16 protein-coding genes are annotated in these 18390 nt (G+C 62.9%); 11 read left to right on the top strand and 5 right to left on the bottom strand.

Annotation, left to right across the window (positions count from 1 at the left end):
- Positions 1-14: 14 nt before the first annotated feature.
- The 4 genes from PspR32_RS23895 to PspR32_RS23880 form a co-directional block, all read right to left on the bottom strand.
- Positions 15-989 carry a serine/threonine protein kinase gene (locus tag PspR32_RS23895; RefSeq protein WP_010221400.1) on the bottom strand — a complete coding sequence of 325 codons (975 nt, stop codon included), beginning with the start codon at positions 987-989 and terminating at the stop codon, positions 15-17.
- A 130-nt stretch (positions 990-1119) separates the two neighbouring features.
- Positions 1120-3021 (bottom strand): PhoX family protein, encoded by a 1902-nt coding sequence (locus PspR32_RS23890; RefSeq protein WP_159389252.1) that lies wholly within the window; start codon positions 3019-3021, stop codon positions 1120-1122.
- A gap of 63 nt (positions 3022-3084) precedes the next feature.
- Entirely contained in the window at positions 3085-3849 is a 765-nt protein-coding gene (locus PspR32_RS23885; protein ID WP_010221402.1) for a TOBE domain-containing protein, read from the bottom strand.
- Positions 3850-3908: 59 nt separating this feature from the next.
- Positions 3909-4646: a ComF family protein gene (locus PspR32_RS23880; RefSeq protein ID WP_159389251.1), complete on the bottom strand. Its 738-nt coding sequence runs from the start codon at positions 4644-4646 to the stop codon at positions 3909-3911.
- Positions 4647-4736: 90 nt separating this feature from the next.
- Here PspR32_RS23880 and bioB point away from each other — a divergent pair, with 90 nt between their 5' ends.
- From bioB to PspR32_RS23835, 9 genes are all read left to right on the top strand, one after another.
- On the top strand, positions 4737-5795 hold the full coding sequence (gene bioB, locus PspR32_RS23875) for a biotin synthase BioB (RefSeq protein ID WP_010221404.1): 1059 nt from the start codon (positions 4737-4739) through the stop codon (positions 5793-5795).
- A 7-nt stretch (positions 5796-5802) separates the two neighbouring features.
- Positions 5803-6975, top strand: a complete 1173-nt coding sequence (gene bioF / locus PspR32_RS23870) for an 8-amino-7-oxononanoate synthase (protein ID WP_010221405.1) — start codon at positions 5803-5805, stop codon at positions 6973-6975.
- On the top strand, positions 6968-7699 hold the full coding sequence (locus PspR32_RS23865) for an alpha/beta fold hydrolase (protein WP_036995039.1): 732 nt from the start codon (positions 6968-6970) through the stop codon (positions 7697-7699). The genes bioF and PspR32_RS23865 overlap by 8 nt, the downstream gene beginning before the upstream one ends.
- Complete coding sequence (bioC, locus tag PspR32_RS23860; RefSeq protein ID WP_159389250.1) at positions 7692-8516, top strand: malonyl-ACP O-methyltransferase BioC; 825 nt, start codon at positions 7692-7694, stop codon at positions 8514-8516. Before PspR32_RS23865 ends, bioC begins: the two co-directional genes overlap by 8 nt.
- A gap of 1 nt (position 8517) precedes the next feature.
- A complete protein-coding gene (gene bioD, locus PspR32_RS23855) occupies positions 8518-9198 on the top strand; it encodes a dethiobiotin synthase (protein WP_159389249.1) in 681 nt (226 codons plus the stop codon).
- Positions 9199-9305: 107 nt separating this feature from the next.
- Positions 9306-9602 (top strand): hypothetical protein, encoded by a 297-nt coding sequence (locus PspR32_RS23850; RefSeq protein WP_036995041.1) that lies wholly within the window; start codon positions 9306-9308, stop codon positions 9600-9602.
- A 269-nt stretch (positions 9603-9871) separates the two neighbouring features.
- Positions 9872-11677, top strand: a complete 1806-nt coding sequence (locus PspR32_RS23845; protein WP_010221411.1) for a phenylacyl-CoA dehydrogenase — start codon at positions 9872-9874, stop codon at positions 11675-11677.
- 163 nt (positions 11678-11840) lie between these two features.
- On the top strand, positions 11841-13124 hold the full coding sequence (locus PspR32_RS23840; protein ID WP_026001207.1) for a GGDEF domain-containing protein: 1284 nt from the start codon (positions 11841-11843) through the stop codon (positions 13122-13124).
- A 122-nt stretch (positions 13125-13246) separates the two neighbouring features.
- Positions 13247-15025 (top strand): acyl-CoA dehydrogenase C-terminal domain-containing protein, encoded by a 1779-nt coding sequence (locus PspR32_RS23835; protein ID WP_159389248.1) that lies wholly within the window; start codon positions 13247-13249, stop codon positions 15023-15025.
- A gap of 229 nt (positions 15026-15254) precedes the next feature.
- Here PspR32_RS23835 and PspR32_RS23830 read toward each other — a convergent pair whose 3' ends face one another.
- Positions 15255-16178, bottom strand: a complete 924-nt coding sequence (locus tag PspR32_RS23830; RefSeq protein ID WP_010221414.1) for a LysR family transcriptional regulator — start codon at positions 16176-16178, stop codon at positions 15255-15257.
- Positions 16179-16280: 102 nt separating this feature from the next.
- Here PspR32_RS23830 and PspR32_RS23825 point away from each other — a divergent pair, with 102 nt between their 5' ends.
- Positions 16281-16979 (top strand): MOSC domain-containing protein, encoded by a 699-nt coding sequence (locus tag PspR32_RS23825; RefSeq protein WP_026001208.1) that lies wholly within the window; start codon positions 16281-16283, stop codon positions 16977-16979.
- Positions 16976-18256: an aspartate aminotransferase family protein gene (locus PspR32_RS23820; RefSeq protein ID WP_010221416.1), complete on the top strand. Its 1281-nt coding sequence runs from the start codon at positions 16976-16978 to the stop codon at positions 18254-18256. The genes PspR32_RS23825 and PspR32_RS23820 overlap by 4 nt, the downstream gene beginning before the upstream one ends.
- Positions 18257-18390 lie beyond the last annotated feature (134 nt).

Genomic DNA, 18390 nt, shown 5'->3' with positions numbered 1-18390 from the left:
GACTCACGCGCGCTTCAGAACAATTTCAGCGGTTCTTCATCCAGCGCGGCGATCTGCTCGCGCAGGGCGAGGATCTGGTCGCCCCAGTAACGCTCCTGGCCGAACCAGGGGAAGCTGCGCGGGAACGCCGGATCGTCCCAGCGCCGGGCCAGCCAGGCGCTGTAGTGCAACAGGCGCAGGGCACGCAAAGGTTCGATCAGGGCCAGTTCGCGCGGGTCGAAATCGTGGAACTCGTTGTAGCCATCCATCAGCTCGGCCAACTGGCCCAGGCGTTCGTGGCGCTCGCCGGCGAGCATCATCCACAGATCCTGTACCGCCGGGCCCATGCGGCAGTCATCGAGGTCGACGATGTGAAACACCTCGTCGCGACACATCATGTTGCCCGGGTGGCAGTCGCCGTGCAGGCGAATGACCTGGTGCGGGGTGCTGGCGTAAATCGCCTCGACCCGCTTGAGCAGGTCGCGGGCCACCGACTCGAAGGCCGGCAGCAGGCTTTTGGGGATGAAGTTGCCTTCGAGCAGGGTATTGAGCGAGGCGTGGCCGAAGTTATCCACGGCCAGTGCTTCGCGATGCTCGAACGGGCGGGTGGCGCCGACCCCATGCAGACGACCGAGCAGTTGCCCGAGGCGATACAGCTGATCGAGGTTGCCCGGCTCCGGCGCCCGGCCGCCACGGCGCGGGAACAGGGTGAAGCGAAAGCCGCTGTGTTCGAACAGGGTCTTGCCGTTGTGGATAAGTGGCGCCACCACCGGCACTTCGCACTCGGCCAGTTCAGCGGTAAAGCTGTGTTCTTCGAGGATCGCCGCGTCGCTCCAGCGGTCCGGGCGGTAGAACTTGGCGATCAGTGGTTCAGCCCCTTCGATGCCCACCTGGTAGACCCGGTTCTCGTAGCTGTTGAGTGCCAGTACCCGGGCGTCGCTGAGAAAACCGATGCTTTCCACGGCGTCCAGGACCAGATCGGGGGTGAGTGTTTCAAAGGGGTGGGACATGCTCGCTCCTGCTGTGCGGCAGGTCGCCGCAAGGTACCTGCATGGTATCGCACATCGGCTTCCACGGCGGATCTGTGTTGTGGGAGCTGGCCTTGCCAGCGATGGGCTGCACAGCAGCCCCGCGCCAGACTCATGCGCCAACGATCCCGCCATCCTCCCTGCTGATCGCCATCACTGACGACCGTGGCTTGCCATTGGGCAGGTGCTCGGGAAAGGTCGAACCACCGGTTTCCCCCGGGTGCTGGATACCCACGAACAAGGTGCGCTGATCCGGGGCAAAAGCGATACCCGTCACCTCGCACGCCACCGGGCCGACCATGAAGCGGCGGATTTCCCCTGTGACCGGGTCGGCGCAAAGCATCTGGTTGTTGCCCATGCCGGCAAAATCGCCGCTGTTGCTGTAGTCGCCGTCAGTCAGGATCCACAAGCGGCCCTCAGCATCGAAACCCAGGCCATCCGGGCTATTGAACATGTTCTGCGGGGTGATGTTGGCAGAGCCTGCCTTGGCCTCACCGGCATGCACCGATGGATTACCGGCCACCACAAACAGGTCCCAGTCGAAGTTCATCGCACCATGGTCATCGGCGTTTTCACGCCAGCGCAGAATCTGCCCATAGAGATTTTTTTCGCGCGGGTTGGGGCCGCCGACCGGCTGGCCTTCTTCTCCGCGTTTGACGTTGTTGGTCAGGGTGCAATACACCTGGCCGTCCTTGGGGCTGACCACGATCCATTCCGGGCGGTCCATACGCGTGGCCTTGAGATGGCTGGCGGCCAGGCGCGCATGAATCAGTACCTGGGCCTGGCTGGCAAAACCGTTGGCGGCGTTGAGGCCGTTCTTGCCATGGGTCAGCTCCAGCCACTGGCCCTTGCCGCGCGGATGATCAAGGTTATGGTCGCCATCGTCGAAGCGCGCCACGTACAAGGTGCCGTGGTCCAGCAGGTTACGGTTGGCGTTGGCATTCTTGTGGTCGATGCGGTCGCGGCTGATGAACTTGTAAATGAACTCGCCACGTTCGTCGTCGCCCATGTACACCACGGCGCGGCCATCGCGGGTCTCGGCCAGGGCGGCATTCTCGTGCTTGAAACGGCCCAGGGCGGTGCGCTTGACCGGGGTCGACTGTGGGTTGAACGGATCGATTTCCACCACCCAGCCATGACGGTTCAGTTCGTTGGGGTTCTTCGCCAGGTCGAAACGTGGGTCGTGCTGATGCCAGTCGACCTCCTTGCCTGTGACCGAGGCACCGTAGCGCTTTTGGGCGGCATCGAAGGCCTGGGCCGGATCACTGCTGCCGAAGCAGTCGGTGAAGTTCTCTTCGCAGGTCAGGTAGGTGCCCCACGGCGTTTTGCCATTGGCGCAGTTCTGGAAGGTGCCCAGTGCCTTGCGCCCGCTGTTGTCGGTCGCGGTTCTAAGCAGGGCATCGCCGGCGGCCGGGCCGCTGATGCTGATTGGCGTGTTGCCATGGATGCGCCGGTTGTAGGGCGAATCCTGGACGAATTGCCACTGGCCATCGCGGCGCTGCACTTCGATCACCGACACCCCTTCGGCGGCCTGGGCTTTGTGCACTTCTTCAGCAGAGGCCGGTTTGCCGCCGTGGCTGAACAGGTATCGGTAGTTGGTGTATTCGTTGTTGATCGCCATCAGCGCGCGGTTGGCGTCGCCGGGGAAGGGGAACAGGCTCATGCCGTCATTGTGGTCGCCGAACTGCAGTTCCTGGGCCTGGGCGCTGCCGTTGCCGGAAGGATCGAAGGCCGGGGCGCCGGCATGCAGTGGCTGGCCCCAGCTGATCAATACCGAGGCTTTGTAACCAGGCGGCAGGCTGATGCTGTCGGCGGTGGCGGCGGGGATGCTGGCAAAGCCCAGCAGGCTGCTGTTGCCAGCGCTGACGCTGGCTGCCAGTACGCTGCGGCTGAGCAAATTGCCGCCGAGAAACAGCGCTGCGCCGCACAGCGCGCCGGCGCCGATGAAGCGGCGGCGGCTGAGGCTGGTCAGCTGTTCGAGGTCGGTTGGCTGATGTTCTTCTAGTAGGTGCATGACAGGCTTCCTGCGGGTTTGGCAGTCACCTTAGTCAGGGTCCATGACATTTTTGTGGCAGTTTTACAGCGGCGTTCCAAGAAGCACGTAAGAAGGCTGAAATTGCACCTGCAGGTCACTGCCGACAATGACCTGATGGTCTTGTAGCCAGTGTGCGTCGGCGAAAGCACACAGGGTTTGCCCGCTGGCCAGGAGCAGGCGCACTTCGGTCGGACCCTCGGTGTCTGCAAGCAACGCATCGACCTTGACCGGCAAGCAGTTGTAGCCCTCGGCTGGCTGTTGATCGAGGCCCAGCAGTTCGAGCCAGCCCGCCTTGATCAGCGCCACTACTGCGGTACCCGGGCTCAGTTCAAGGCGTCCGGTACTGTCGTGGGTGATCTGGGCATCGATGCGCAGCTCGCCCGCCAGGGTCAGGCTGATGCGGTCATAGCGGCCCTGGGCCTCGATCGAGCTGATACGCCCGTGCAGCTGGTTGCGCGCGCTGGTGCGCAGCATCAGGCGGCCGAGCAGGTCGAGATCGCTGGCGTCTTCGGCCGCTTCAAGGATCTGCGCCTGCAGGGCCTGCAAGCGCTGGTACAGGCGCAGCACCCGCTGGCCCTCGGCAGACAGTTTCGCCCCACCGCCGCCGCGCCCACCAACACTGCGTTCCACCAGTGGGCTGGCGGCCAGGTTGTTGAGTTCGTCGATGGCATCCCAGGCCGCCTTGTAACTCATGCCGGCGCTTTTCGCCGCACGGGTGATCGAGCCTTGTTCGGCAATGTGTTGCAGCAAGGCAATACGCTGCGGGCGGCGGACGATGTGCTGGGTGAGCAGGGCAGGCAGGGACATAAGCGGTAACGGGCACCAGTGGGGAATCAGCCCGAAAGTGCCCGCACCCCGCGCTCAAGTCAAGCGCTGCCGGGCTTGGCGGTGCGCGCCAGGCAGTAGACATCGACCCGTCGGGCGCCGGCCTTGAGCAACAGGCTGGCCAACGCCTGGGCGGTGGCACCAGTGGTCAGTACATCATCCACCAGCGCGACATGACGCCCGGCAATCATCGGGCGGTGGTGCACGGCAAAGGCCTGGCGCAGGTTGCGTTTGCGTGCCTGGGCCTTGAGACCTTGCTGGGCTGGGGTATCGAGGGTGCGGGTGAGCACCTGTTCGCTGCAGCGAATGCCCAGTTGTTGTGCCAACCAGTTAGCCAGCATCCCCGCCTGATTGTAGCCGCGCTGACGCAATCGCCGCCTTGACAGCGGTACCGGCAGCAACACAGCCGGGCGCGGTAGCCCTTCGTCAAAGCGGTGGCTCAACCAGCGCCCGAGCAGTTGCGCGAGCAAGCGGCCCAGCGGCCACTGGCTATTGTGCTTGAAGCGGGTAACCAGCGCATCGACCGGGAAGCCGTAGTACCAGGGCGCCTCGACCCGATAGAAGGCCGGCGGGCGCCGGCTGCACTGGCCGCAGACCAGGCCGTGCATGGGCAGCGGCAGGGCACAGACCTGGCAATGCTCGCCCAGCCAGGGCAGTTCGCTCTCGCAGGCGATGCACAGTGGGTAGGGCTGCTCGGCCGCTTCATTGCAAAGTAAGCAGGTCTGGTTATTAAGTAGACAGTTGTAAACCAGTGTTTTGACTTGTGGTTGACAGTGCATCAGCCTTCCTTAACTATGCGAGCTATCCGTGATGCGCTGGCGGGGTTTTTCTGTGCCGGCGCCTGTACAAGCCTAAACAAGGAATCGCCGATGAGCGCCAGCACAACTGCAACAACACGTCACGACTGGTCCCTGGCCGAGGTCAAAGCCCTGTTCCAGCAACCGTTCAATGACTTGCTGTTCCAGGCGCAAACCGTGCACCGCGCGCATTTCGACGCCAACCGCGTACAGGTCTCGACGCTGCTGTCGATCAAGACCGGCGCCTGCCCGGAAGATTGCAAATATTGTCCCCAGTCCGGCCACTACAACACCGGGCTGGAAAAACAGAAGCTGATGGAAGTGCAGAAGGTCCTCGAAGAGGCAGCCCGGGCCAAAGCCATCGGCTCGACGCGCTTTTGCATGGGCGCCGCCTGGAAGCATCCGTCGGCCAAGGACATGCCTTACGTGTTGCAGATGGTCAAAGGGGTCAAGGCCATGGGCCTGGAAACCTGCATGACCCTCGGCAAGCTCGACCTGGAGCAAACCCAGGCGCTGGCCGAGGCCGGGCTTGACTACTACAACCACAACCTCGACACCTCGCCGGAGTTCTACGGCAGTATCATCACCACCCGCACCTACAGCGATCGCCTGCAGACCCTGGCTTACGTGCGCGATGCCGGGATGAAGATCTGCTCGGGTGGCATCCTCGGCATGGGCGAGTCGCTGGACGATCGCGCCGGCTTGCTGATCCAGCTCGCCAACCTGCCGGAACACCCGGAGTCGGTGCCGATCAACATGCTGGTGAAGGTCGCCGGCACGCCGCTGGAGAACGCCGAAGAAGTTGACCCGTTCGACTTCATCCGCATGCTCGCCGTGGCCCGGATCCTTATGCCCAAGTCCCACGTGCGGTTGTCCGCTGGCCGTGAAGCGATGAATGAACAGATGCAGGCCCTGGCCTTCTTCGCCGGCGCCAACTCGATCTTCTACGGCGAGAAACTGCTGACCACCGCCAACCCGCAAGCCGACAAGGACATGCAGCTGTTCGCACGCCTGGGCATCCAGCCGGAAGCCCGTGAAGAACACGCCGACGAAGTCCATCAGGCGGCCATCGAGCAGGCGCTGGTGGAGCAGAAGAGCAGCGAGCTGTTCTACAACGCCGCCTCGGCCTGAGGCAGCCATGGCTTTTGATCTTCGCGCGCGGCTGGAGCAACGCCGCGCCGCTGACCTGTACCGTCGGCGCCCGCTGCTGGAAAGCCCGCAGGGCCCGGAAGTGGTGGTCGATGGCCAGCCGTTGTTGGCGTTTTGCAGCAACGACTACCTGGGCCTGGCCAATCATCCGCAAGTGATCGCAGCCTGGCGCGCCGGTGCCGAGCGCTGGGGTGTCGGCGGCGGTGCTTCGCACCTGGTGATCGGCCACAGCAGCCCCCATCACGCGGTGGAAGAAGCCTTGGCCGAATTGACCGGGCGGCCGCGGGCGCTGCTGTTTTCCACCGGCTACATGGCCAACCTGGGTGCATTGACGGCGCTGGTCGGGCAGGGCGACACGGTGCTGCAGGACCGTCTCAACCATGCCTCGCTGCTCGATGCCGGCCTGCTCAGCGGTGCGCGTTTCAATCGCTACCTGCACAACGATGCCGAAAGCCTCGCCAACCGCCTGGACAAGGCCGTCGGCAACACCCTGGTGGTGACCGACGGGGTGTTCAGCATGGACGGTGATCTGGCCGATTTGCCTGCCCTGGCTGCGGTGGCCAATGCCCGCGACGCCTGGCTGATGGTCGACGATGCCCATGGCCTGGGCACCCTGGGGCGCAATGGCGGCGGTATCGTCGAGCATTTCGGCCTGAGCCTTGAGCAGGTGCCGGTGCTGATTGGCACCTTGGGCAAAGCCTGCGGCACCGCGGGTGCATTTGTCGCCGGCAGCGATGAGCTGATCGAGTGCCTGATCCAGTTCGCCCGGCCCTACATCTATACCACCAGCCAGCCTCCGGCCCTGGCGTGCGCCACCCTGCGCAGCCTGGAACTGCTGCGCGGCGAGCATTGGCGTCGCGAGCACCTGGCGGCGTTGATTCAGCAGTTTCGTAGCGGCGCCGAGCAGATCGGCCTGCAACTGATGGACAGCTTCACGCCGATCCAGCCGATCCTGATCGGCGACAGCACGCGGGCCTTGCGCCTGTCGCAGATGCTTCGCGAGCGTGGCTTGCTGGTCACCGCGATCCGTCCGCCGACCGTGCCTGCCGGCAGCGCCCGCTTGCGTGTGACCTTGAGCGCGGCACACAGCCCGGCGCAGGTGCAGCTATTGTTGAATGCATTGGCTGACTGTTATCCGCTGCTGGAGCCTGCTGATGCGTAACCATCTGATCCTGTTGCCGGGCTGGGGCCTGGGCAGTTCTGCCTTGCAGCCCTTGGTGGCGACCTTGCGGGCCATCGACCCTGGCTTGCGGGTCGAAATCCAGGCCTTGCCCAGCCTGGTGTCCAGCAACCCCGAGGACTGGCTCGACAAACTCGATCGGCAGTTGCCGCGCAATGCCTGGCTGGGCGGCTGGTCGCTGGGTGGCATGCTCGCCGCCGAACTGGCCGCACGGCGCGGCGATGACTGCCATGGGTTGATCACCCTGGGCAGCAACCTCAGTTTTGTCAGCCGCCCGGACTGGCCGCATGGCATGGCGGTGGATACCTTCCAGACCTTCCTCGAAGGTTGCCGCTATCACACCCAGGTCACCCTCAAACGCTTCGTTTCGTTGTGCAGCCAGGGCGCCGAAGACCCGCGCAGCCTGGCCCGCCTGCTCAGCGCGGGGATGCCAGCCCCGGCTCCGGAAGTGTTGGTGGCGGGGCTCGAAGTCCTTGGCCAGCTCGATACCCGCGCCGCGCTGCAGCGCTATGGCGGTCCGCAATTGCACCTGTTTGCCGGGCGTGACGGGCTGGTGCCGGCGGAGGTCGCCGGCGAACTGCTGGAGATACTGCCCGATGTGGAAGTCGGGCTGCTGGAAGACAGTGCTCATGGTTTTGTGATGGAAACACCTCATGAGTTGGCGGCAGCAATCAAGGCCTTTGTACATGAGAGTGGCGATGACTGATCTTTCCCAGCCGGGCTTGCCCGGCGGCTTGCCCGATAAACGTCAGGTCGCAGCGTCGTTCTCCCGCGCTGCCGCCAGCTACGACAGCGTCGCCGAACTGCAGCGGGCGGTGGGCGCGGCGCTGCTTGAACAGTTGCCCGCTGCTTTCGAGCCGCAACGCTGGCTGGACCTGGGCAGCGGTACCGGCTACTTCAGCCGCGCCCTGAACAGCCGTTTTCCCCAAGCCGCCGGTGTGGCTGTGGATATTGCCGAAGGCATGCTCCAGCACGCGCGGGAGCAGGGCGGGGCGCACCACCATGTGGCTGGCGACGCCGAGCGCTTGCCGCTGCGAGATGCCAGCGTCGAGCTGATCTTCAGCAGCCTGGCGGTGCAATGGTGTGGCGATTTTCGCGCCGTGCTCAGCGAGGCCCGGCGTGTCCTGCAACCGGGCGGTGTATTGGCTTTTGCCAGCCTTTGCGTCGGCACCCTGCATGAGCTGCGCGAAAGCTGGCAGGCGGTCGATGGCCTGGTGCACGTCAATCGTTTTCGGCGCCTTGAGGACTATCAACGCCTGTGTGGCGAAAGCGAACTGCAGGTGCTGAGCCTGGCGGCTCGGCCCCATGTGTTGCACTACCCGGATGTGCGCAGCCTGACCCACGAGCTCAAGGCCCTCGGTGCTCACAACCTCAACCCGGGGCGCCCGGCCGGGCTGACCGGGCGGGCACGGATGCAGGGCCTGCTGCAGGCGTATGAGGGCTTCCGTCAGCCCCTGGGACTACCGGCGACCTATCAGGTGGTCTACGGTGTACTGCAAAAGCCGTCGGTAGAAGGGGAGTGAGATGAACCCGGCCTATTTCATCGCAGGGACCGACACCGACGTTGGCAAGACCACCATCGCCGCCGGCCTGCTGCATGCTGCACGCCTGGCCGGGTTGAGTACCCTGGGTGCCAAACCTATGGCGTCTGGTTGCGAGCTCAGCAGCAAAGGCTTGCGTAATGCCGACGCCATGGCGCTGATTGCCGAAAGCTCGCTCAAGTTGCCCTATGAACAGGTCAATCCGTTCGCTTTCGAACCGGCCATTGCCCCGCACCTGGCTGCACGGGAAGCCGGCGTCGCCTTGAGCGTGCAGGCCTTGCTGACACCGATGCGCGAGGTGTTGGCCAACGGTGCCGATTTCACCCTGATCGAAGGTGCTGGTGGCTGGCGCGTGCCGCTGTCCGGCCAGGCCAATCTGTCGGACCTGGCCGTTGCCCTGAAGCTGCCGGTGATTCTGGTGGTCGGTGTGCGCCTGGGCTGCATCAACCATGCCTTGCTCACGGCCGAAGCCATTGCCCGCGATGGCCTGCAACTGGCTGGCTGGGTCGCCAACATTGTCGAGCCGCGCACCTCGCGGCTGGAAGAAAACCTCGCCAGCCTCGCCGAGCGTTTACCGGCGCCGTGCCTGGGGCGGGTGCCCAAGCTCAAGCAAGTCAGCGCGCAAGCGGTAGCGGCGTACCTGCAACTGGACCTGCTGGACTGACGCGTGTCTATCGTGTGGCACTTTGCTATTAGTGTTTTCAACGGGCCTTTTGCCGGCAAGTCTGCTTCAATAGAGGCTGTTCGCTTTCAGCGTCATGGAGTTTCGACATGGAAATCTCGGGCAACTCAGCATTCTACGCAGGGCTTGGCGCCATCCAGGCCGGGCAGAGTCGCGTCGATCAGGCTGCCAGCCAGATCGCCAACACCACCGTCGAGCGTGCCGCCACCAGCCAGTCCAGCGACTATCAGGCCGAGCGCCTGCGTGCGGTCGATCGCAGCCAGCAAATGGACCTGGCCACCAGCACCGTCGAAATGGCGCTGGGCAAGCATCAGGTCGAATTGGGTGTCAAAGTGGCCAAAGCATCGGACGAAATGCTTGGTACCCTGATCGATACCTACGCCTGACCCCCTTCGGCTCGCTCTCTGTGAGCCTTCAACTAGTCTTTATGTATCAGCGCTTTGCCCTTGCTGGCGGGCGCTCGGCTGCGCGTTTGCGAGGTGTTTTGCCAGGGCAATCGCGCAGTCTGGCATGGCCGAACTGCCCTCTGCTTGATGCTTGACAAGTTTTCGGCGTAAACGTATGTTTCAAACAACTGTTTGACCGAAAGCCGCCTAGAGCTGGTCGGTATATCGCGGTCTCCCTATCCAGGATTCATCAGCAGAGGTTCATCGCTATGCCTGATTACAAAGCCCCCTTGCGTGATATTCGCTTCGTTCGTGACGAGCTGCTCGGCTACGAAGCGCATTATCAGAGCCTGCCGGCTTGCCAGGACGCCACCCCGGACATGGTTGACGCCATCCTCGAGGAAGGCGCCAAGTTTTGTGAACAGGTACTGGCCCCGCTGAACCGTGTCGGCGACCTCGAAGGCTGCACCTGGAGCGAGTCGGGGGTCAAAACCCCGAGCGGCTTCAAGGAAGCCTACAAGCAGTTCGTCGAAGGCGGCTGGCCAAGCCTGGCCCATGACGTCGAGCACGGCGGCCAGGGCTTGCCTGAGTCGCTGGGCCTGGCGGTCAGCGAAATGGTCGGTGAGTCGAACTGGTCCTGGGGTATGTACCCTGGCCTGTCTCATGGCGCGATGAACACCATCTCCGAGCACGGCACCGCCGAGCAACAGGAGACCTACCTGACCAAGCTGGTATCCGGCGAATGGACCGGCACCATGTGCCTGACCGAGCCACACTGCGGTACCGACCTGGGCATGCTGCGCACCAAGGCCGAACCTCAGGCCGACGGCTCCTACAAAGTCACCGGCACCAAGATCTTCATCTCGGCCGGTGAGCACGACATGGCCGACAACATCGTCCACATCGTCCTGGCCCGCCTGCCCGATGCGCCGGCTGGCACCAAAGGCATTTCGCTGTTCATCGTGCCGAAGTTCCTGCCGACCGCCGAAGGCACCGTCGGTGAGCGCAACGCCGTGTCCTGTGGTTCCATCGAACACAAGATGGGCATCCACGGCAACGCCACCTGCGTGATGAACTTCGACGCGGCTACCGGCTACCTGATCGGCCCGGCCAACAAAGGCCTGAACTGCATGTTCACCTTCATGAACACGGCTCGCCTGGGTACCGCGCTGCAAGGCCTGGCCCACGCTGAAGTGGCGTTCCAGGGCGGCCTGAAATACGCTCGCGACCGTCTGCAAATGCGCTCGCTGACGGGCCCGAAAGCGCCGGACAAAGCCGCTGACCCGATCATCGTTCACCCGGACGTACGGCGCATGCTGCTGACCATGAAGGCGTTCGCCGAAGGCAACCGCGCCATGGTCTACTTCACCGCCAAGCAGGTGGACATCGTCAAGTACAGCCAGGACGAAGAAGAGAAGAAGAAAGCCGACGCACTGCTGGCCTTCATGACGCCGATCGCCAAGGCGTTCATGACCGAAGTCGGCTTCGAAGCGGCCAACCACGGTGTGCAGATCTATGGCGGCCACGGCTTCATCGCCGAGTGGGGCATGGAGCAGAACGTTCGCGACAGCCGTATCTCGATGCTGTACGAAGGCACCACCGGCATCCAGGCGCTGGACCTGCTCGGCCGTAAAGTGCTGATGACCCAGGGCGAAGCGCTCAAGGGCTTCACCAAGATCGTGCACAAGTTCTGCCAGGGCAACGAAGGCAACGAAGCGATCAGCGAGTTCGTAGCACCGCTGGCCCAACTGAACAAAGAGTGGGGCGAGCTGACCATGAAGGTCGGTATGGCTGCGATGAAAGACCGCGAAGAAGTCGGTGCCGCTTCGGTGGACTACCTGATGTACTCCGGTTACGCCTGCCTGGCTTACTTCTGGGCCGACATGGCGCGCCTGGCTGCCGAGAAACTGGCTGCCGGCACCACTGAGGAAGCGTTCTACACCGCCAAGCTGCAGACCGCGCGCTTCTACTTCCAGCGCATCCTGCCGCGTACCCGTACCCACGTGGCAACCATGCTGTCGGGCGCCAACAACCTGATGGACATGAACGAAGAGCACTTCGGTCTCTCGTACTGATTCAACGGCTGTAACAAAAAACGCCTGCCCTTATCGGCAGGCGTTTTTTTTTGCATTTGCTCCCACCCCACCGTTCCGACCAAGTGAATTCATCTATTCATGTGTGCGGCCGATACATTAAAGGCACAATGCCATTATTGATCTGCCGGGTCGGAGATTACCCTTGTTTCGTTTATCCGCTGTACGCCTGAGCCACTTCCTGCCTTCAGCCTGTCTGCTGGTGTCAGGGCTCGCGGCCGCTTACGTGAGAGACCTCAATGTGTTCTTCACGTCGCTGTTCAATGTCCTGCCCACTCTGGTCCTGTTGCTGGGCGGCGCCTACTGCGCCGTGTACCGCCGCCAGCGTGAACTGTTTCTGATGATCACGGTGTATATCGCCTACTTCCTGCTCGATACCCAGACTGATTTCTACCGTGACAATGGCCGGGTCCGAGAAGATGCGGCAGTGGTGTTCCACCTGGTCTGCCTGCTGTTGCCGCTGATGTTTGCCCTGTATGGCGCCTGGCAGGAGCGTACGCACCTGTTCCAGGACATGGTCGCGCGCTTTGCCGTGCTGCTGGCGGTCGGCAGCGTCGCCCTGGGCCTGGAGCAGAGCTTCCCCCAGGCCCTGCTCGGTTGGCTGGCAGAGATTCGCTGGCCGTCATTACACGGCCAATGGATGAGCTTGATCCAGCTGGCCTACCCGGTGTTCTTCTGCGCGTTCATCCTGCTGGTGGTGCAGTACCTGCGCCAGCCAAGGCCCTTGCATGCGGCGCAGGTGATTGGCCTGATCGGTATCTTCTGGATGCTGCCCAAGACCTTCATCCTGCCCTTTACCCTGAACATCATGTGCAGCCAGGTGATGCTGATGATTGCCGCGGCGGTGTCCCATGAGGCTTATCAAATGGCCTTTCGCGATGAGCTGACCGGTTTGCCCGGCCGTCGCGCGCTCAACGAACGCATGCAGCGCCTGGGGCGCAATTATGTGTTGGCGATGACCGACGTCGATCACTTCAAGAAATTCAACGACACCCATGGTCACGACGTTGGCGACCAGGTGCTGCGTCTGGTGGCCAGCAAGCTTTCCAAGGTCACAGGCGGCGGCCGGGCCTATCGTTATGGTGGTGAGGAGTTTGCCGTGGTGTTCGCCGGCAAAAGCATTGAAGAGTGCATGCCGCATCTTGAGGCCGTGCGTGAGGTGATCGCCAACTACAACATCCAGTTGCGCAACCAGGACAGCCGTCCCCATGACGACCAGCAAGGGCGCCAGCGCCGTGGCGCGTCGGCGGCTTCCAGTGTGTCGGTGACTATCAGTATCGGCGTCAGTGAGCGCCTGGCCGATCATCGCTCACCCGACGAAGTGCTCAAGTCTGCAGACCAGGCTCTGTACAGCGCCAAGGGCGCCGGCCGTAACTGCGTCATGGCTTATGGCGTTCAGGCCAGGCGTGGTGCGGTACGCATGGCGTGACCGAAATAGACTATTCAGTCGCCAGATGACCCTATGTCTCGCAAAAGTTGTTCGGGTACACTGGCTGCATAACAGTGACGCGGCCCTGCAGGCCGTCCCCGACTCTAATATGAGAGGTTGCCATGGCTGACTATAAAGCGCCGCTGCGCGATATGCGCTTCGTCCTCAATGAAGTCTTCGAAGTCTCCAAGCTCTGGGCGCAGTTGCCCGGTATTGCCGAAGCGGTGGACGAAGACACCGCCCTGGCGGTGCTGGAAGAAGCCGGCAAGGTCACCAGCAAGAGCATCGCGCCGCTGAGCCGCAGTGGTGACGAAGAAGGTTGCCACTGGGATAACGGCGCGGTGAGTACCCCGGCCGGTTTCATCGAGGCTTACAAAACCTACGCCGAAGGCGGCTGGGTTGGCGTCGGTGGCGACCCTGCCTATGGCGGCATGGGCATGCCTAAAGTGATCTCGGCCCAGGTCGAGGAAATGGTCAACTCGTCCAGCCTGGCCTTTGGCCTGTACCCGATGCTGACGGCTGGTGCCTGCCTGTCGATCAATGCCCACGCCAGCGAAGCGCTGAAGGAAAAGTACCTGCCGAACATGTACGCCGGTGTCTGGGCCGGTTCCATGTGCCTGACCGAGCCTCACGCCGGCACCGACCTGGGCATCATCCGCACCAAGGCCGAGCCGCAGGCGGATGGCAGCTACAAGGTCAGCGGCACGAAGATATTCATCACCGGTGGCGAACACGATCTCACCGAGAACATCATTCACCTGGTGCTGGCCAAGCTGCCGGACGCGCCCGCCGGGCCGAAGGGCATTTCCCTGTTCCTGGTGCCGAAGTTCCTGGTCAACGCCGATGGTAGCCTGGGTGCGAGCAACCCGGCCAACTGCGGCTCGATCGAGCACAAGATGGGCATCCAGGCGTCGGCCACCTGCGTGATGAACTTCGACGATGCGGTCGGTTACCTGGTCGGCGAGCCGAACAAGGGCCTGGCGGCGATGTTCACCATGATGAACTACGAGCGCCTGGGCGTAGGTATCCAGGGCCTGGCCTCGGCCGAGCGCTCTTACCAGAACGCCATCGAGTATGCGCGCGACCGCTTGCAGAGCCGTGCGCCGACCGGCCCGCAAGCCAAGGACAAGGTCGCTGACCCGATCATTGTCCACCCGGATGTACGGCGCATGCTGTTGACCATGAAGGCTCTCAATGAAGGCGGGCGAGCGTTCTCCACGTATGTCGCGATGCAACTGGATACCGCCAAGTTCAGCGAAGACGCCGACACGCGCAAACGCGCCGAAGAGCTGGTGGCGCTGCTGACCCCGGTAGCCAAGGCATTCCTCACCGACCTGGGCCTGGAGTCGGCGGTACATGGCCAGCAAGTGTTCGGCGGCCATGGTTACATCCGTGAGTGGGGCCAGGAGCAACTGGTACGTGATGTGCGCATCACCCAGATCTACGAAGGCACCAACGGTATCCAGGCCCTCGACCTGATGGGGCGCAAGGTGGTCGGTAGCGGCGGCGCGCTGTACAAGCTGTTTGCCGACGAAATCCGTCACTTCACCGCCAGCGCCGGCAGCGACCTGGGTGAATTCGTCAAACCGCTCAATGCAGCCCTGGACAACCTCGACGACCTGACCGCCTGGGTGCTGGATCGGGCCAAAAACAACCCGAATGAAATCGGCGCGGCATCGGTGGAATACCTGCAGGCATTCGGCTATACCGCTTATGCCTACATGTGGGCGCTGATGGCCCGTACGGCCTTGGCCAAGCAAGGCGAAGACGACTTCTATGCCAGCAAGCTGGGCACCGCACGCTTCTATTTCGCCCGTTTGCTGCCGCGTATCCACTCGCTCAGCGCTTCGGTTAAAGCCGGTAGCGAGTCGCTGTACTTGCTGGATGCCGCGCAGTTTTGAGCGTGATAGTAGTTTGTAAGCATTCTCTTACATTGCGTGGTGACTTTTCGCCTCTATCGAAAGATTGGATCCACAGTTAATCTTCTTACATGGACGTAGCGCAGGAAGCGCAAAGTACAGAACACGGACACGAAGGATTCCTGCCAGGATGGTGGGGCGAAAAGGATGTCAGGGAAACAGTCTGCAAAGCCCCGCTTCGGCGGGGTTTTCTTTTGCCTGCGATTTGACCTCAGCCCAGCACATCCAGCGGCGACCCCCCGATCTGCCGCGGGTCGGCTTCTTCTTCCAGCAGATTGCGCAGCAGCTCCACCGACGCCTGCTGGCGCTGCGCATCGCGAAACACCAGGCCGATCTTCAGCGGCACTCGCGGCTCGCTCAGCGGCTTCCACAGCAGTTCCTGGTCATCTTCGACCACTTCCTTGGCGCGCCCCGGCAACACGGTTGCCAGTGAGGTATGCGCCAGGCTGTCGAGAATCCCGCCCATGTTGTTCATCTCGGCCTGCACCTGCGGCCGCCGGCCCAGGTTGGCCAGTTGCGACTGCCAGATCTGCCGCACCTGGAATTCTTCGCCGAGCAAGAGCATCGGCAGCTCGGCAGCCTGCTTCATCGAGACCTTCTTGAATTCACGTAGGGGATGGGTATTGGGGATGACCAATTGCAGTTCGTCTTCGTACAACAACAGCCCATGCAGGCCTGGCTGGCGCGGTGGCAGGTAGCTGATGCCGATGTCCAGGCTGCCATTGAGCAGGCGCCGTTCGATTTCCAGGCCCGACAGTTCGTAGATCTGTACCACCAGATGCGGCTGCGCCTTGCGCACCCGGTCGAGCAGCTGCGGTACCAGGCTTGGGCGCACGGTTTGCAGGACGCCAATGGCCAGGGTACGCAACGCCTGGCCCTTGAAGTTGCGCAGTGCCTCGCGAGCGCGCTGCAGGCCGTCGAGCAAGGGCAGGGCGTGGTTGTACAGGGTGTGCGCGGCCAGGGTCGGCAACAGGCGCTTGTTGCCGCGCTCGAACAGGCTCACATCGAGGTTTTGCTCAAGTTGGCGGATCTGCTGCGAAAGCGCCGGTTGCGACAGTGACAGGCGCTCGGCGGCCCGGCCAACGTGGCCTTCTTCATACACCGCGACGAAATAACGCAGTTGGCGAAAATCCATAAGAGTTACTTATCAAAAATGCTCGAAAAACCAAATGGCCGTTAGCCTGCAAGAAGCCTAGTCTATCCCGTATTCACAAGGTTTACAGGGCCAGAAGGCGCGATGAATACCGTGTATGTGGATGGCGTTTACATAGGCAAGGCAAAAAACCTCGGGCATGGCTTGTTGACTGATATCGATAAGCAGGAGGTTGCAAGACGGTTGTGGTTATGGCCACAGGGGCTGGGGAGCGACGAACACGGCGACCCACGCTTTCACACCGGCCCTGAACGGGCTTTGCACCATTACCCGGCCGAGCACTACGCCTGGTGGCGGCAACGTTATCCACAGATCGATTGGCGCGCCCCGGGTTTCGGCGAAAACCTCTCGACCCGCGGCCTGGATGAACACCAGGTGTGCCTGGGCGATTTGTTCCGCTGGGGCGGGGCGCTGTTGCAGGTCAGTCAGCCGCGCTCGCCGTGCTATCGCCTGAGCCATCGCTGGGGCTTGCCGAACCTGCCGCAACAGGCGCAGGACAGTGGCCGTTGTGGTTGGTTCTACCGGGTGCTCAAGCCTGGTTTCGTCAGCGCCGATGAGCCCTTTGAACTGATTCAACGTAGTTATCCGGGCTTGACCGTGGCCTGGGCACTGCGCACTTTTTACCGTGAGCCTTTGGAGCATGCAGGTTTGAAAAAGCTGGTGGATTGTCCGGCACTCTCGTCACGCTGGCGCGATATCGCGATCAAGCGTCTGCGTACCGGTCAGGTCGAAGACTGGACCGCGCGTCTGCTTGGCCTGCCGCTCGAGGGGCTGCGCGCATGAACCTGTTCAACCTGCGCCGCCCGGCTGCGGCCGTGGCCGAGCGCAAGGTCGCAGCCGTTGTGGCGCAACCTGCACAAGCCGTGTCGCGCGAATACCTGATGCCCGCCGTCGAGCGCGCGCCACAGGTGTTCGTCCGTGGCCAGGGTTCATGGCTGTGGGACAGCGAAGGCCACGCGTATCTGGATTTCACCCAGGGCTGCGCAGTCAACAGCCTCGGTCACAGCCCCAGTGTGCTGGTCAAAGCCCTGGGCAGCCAGGCGCAGGCGCTGATCAATCCGGGCGCGGGTTTTCATAACCGCGGCCTGTTGAACCTGGTCAGTCGCCTGTGCGAAAGCACCGGCAGTGATCAGGCCTACCTGCTCAACAGCGGCGCCGAAGCCTGCGAAGGAGCGATCAAGCTGGCGCGCAAATGGGGCCAACTGCACCGCAACGGCGCCTATCACATCATCACTGCCAGCCAGAGCTGTCATGGCCGCAGCCTGGGCGCGCTGTCGGCTTCCGACCCCTCGCCGTGCAACCGCTGCGAGCCGGGGTTGCCGGGCTTCAGCAAGGTGCCGTTCAACGACCTTGAGGCGCTGCATGCGGCGGTCGATTCGCGCACCGTGGCAATCATGCTCGAACCGATCCAGGGCGAAGCGGGCGTGATTCCAGCGACCCAGGCGTATCTCCAGGGTGTCGAGCGGCTGTGCCGCGAACTGGGCATCCTGCTGATTCTCGATGAAGTGCAGACCGGCGTCGGCCGCTGCGGGGCGATGCTCGCTGAACAGCTGTATGGCGTGCGCGCCGACATCCTCACTCTCGGCAAGGGCTTGGGCGGTGGTGTTCCGTTGGCGGCCCTGCTGGCTCGTGGCAGCGCCTGCTGCGCCGAGGCCGGCGAGCTGGAAGGCAGCCACCATGGCAATGCATTGATGAGTGCGGCGGGCCTGGCGGTGCTGGAGACCGTGCTGGAGCCGGGCTTCTTCGAGCATGTGCAGGATTCCGGGCGCCACCTGCGCGACGGCCTGAGCCGTCTGGCCGGTCGCTATGGCCAGGTCGAGGTGCGCGGCCAGGGGCTGCTCTGGGCTTTGCAACTGAGCGAAGACAATGCCGCCGAGCTGGTCCAGGCCGCCTTGCAGGAAGGCTTGCTACTGAATGCCCCGCAAGCCGACGTGCTGCGTTTCTCCCCGGCGCTGACAGTGAGCAAGGGCAACATCGACGAGATGCTCCTGCGCCTGGCCCGAGCCTTCGCCCGTGTCCATGCGGCGCAGCAAAACCAGCGGCGCGAGGCCACGGCCTGATCCATACACCGCGCTAACGAATTTTCCGAACCGTCTCGCGTTCCTGCGCATCGCCCCGGGCCTGTTGTTTTTGGCTTGGGGCGTTTTTTTGTCTGCCGCCTACAGGTTCTGTGGGCGCGGGCTTGACCCGCGAT

The sequence above is a fragment of the Pseudomonas sp. R32 genome (assembly GCF_009866705.1).
Classification (GTDB): domain Bacteria; phylum Pseudomonadota; class Gammaproteobacteria; order Pseudomonadales; family Pseudomonadaceae; genus Aquipseudomonas; species Aquipseudomonas donghuensis.
Note: the sequence above shows the minus strand (reverse complement) of the source record. Positions and strands in the feature narration are given on the sequence as shown.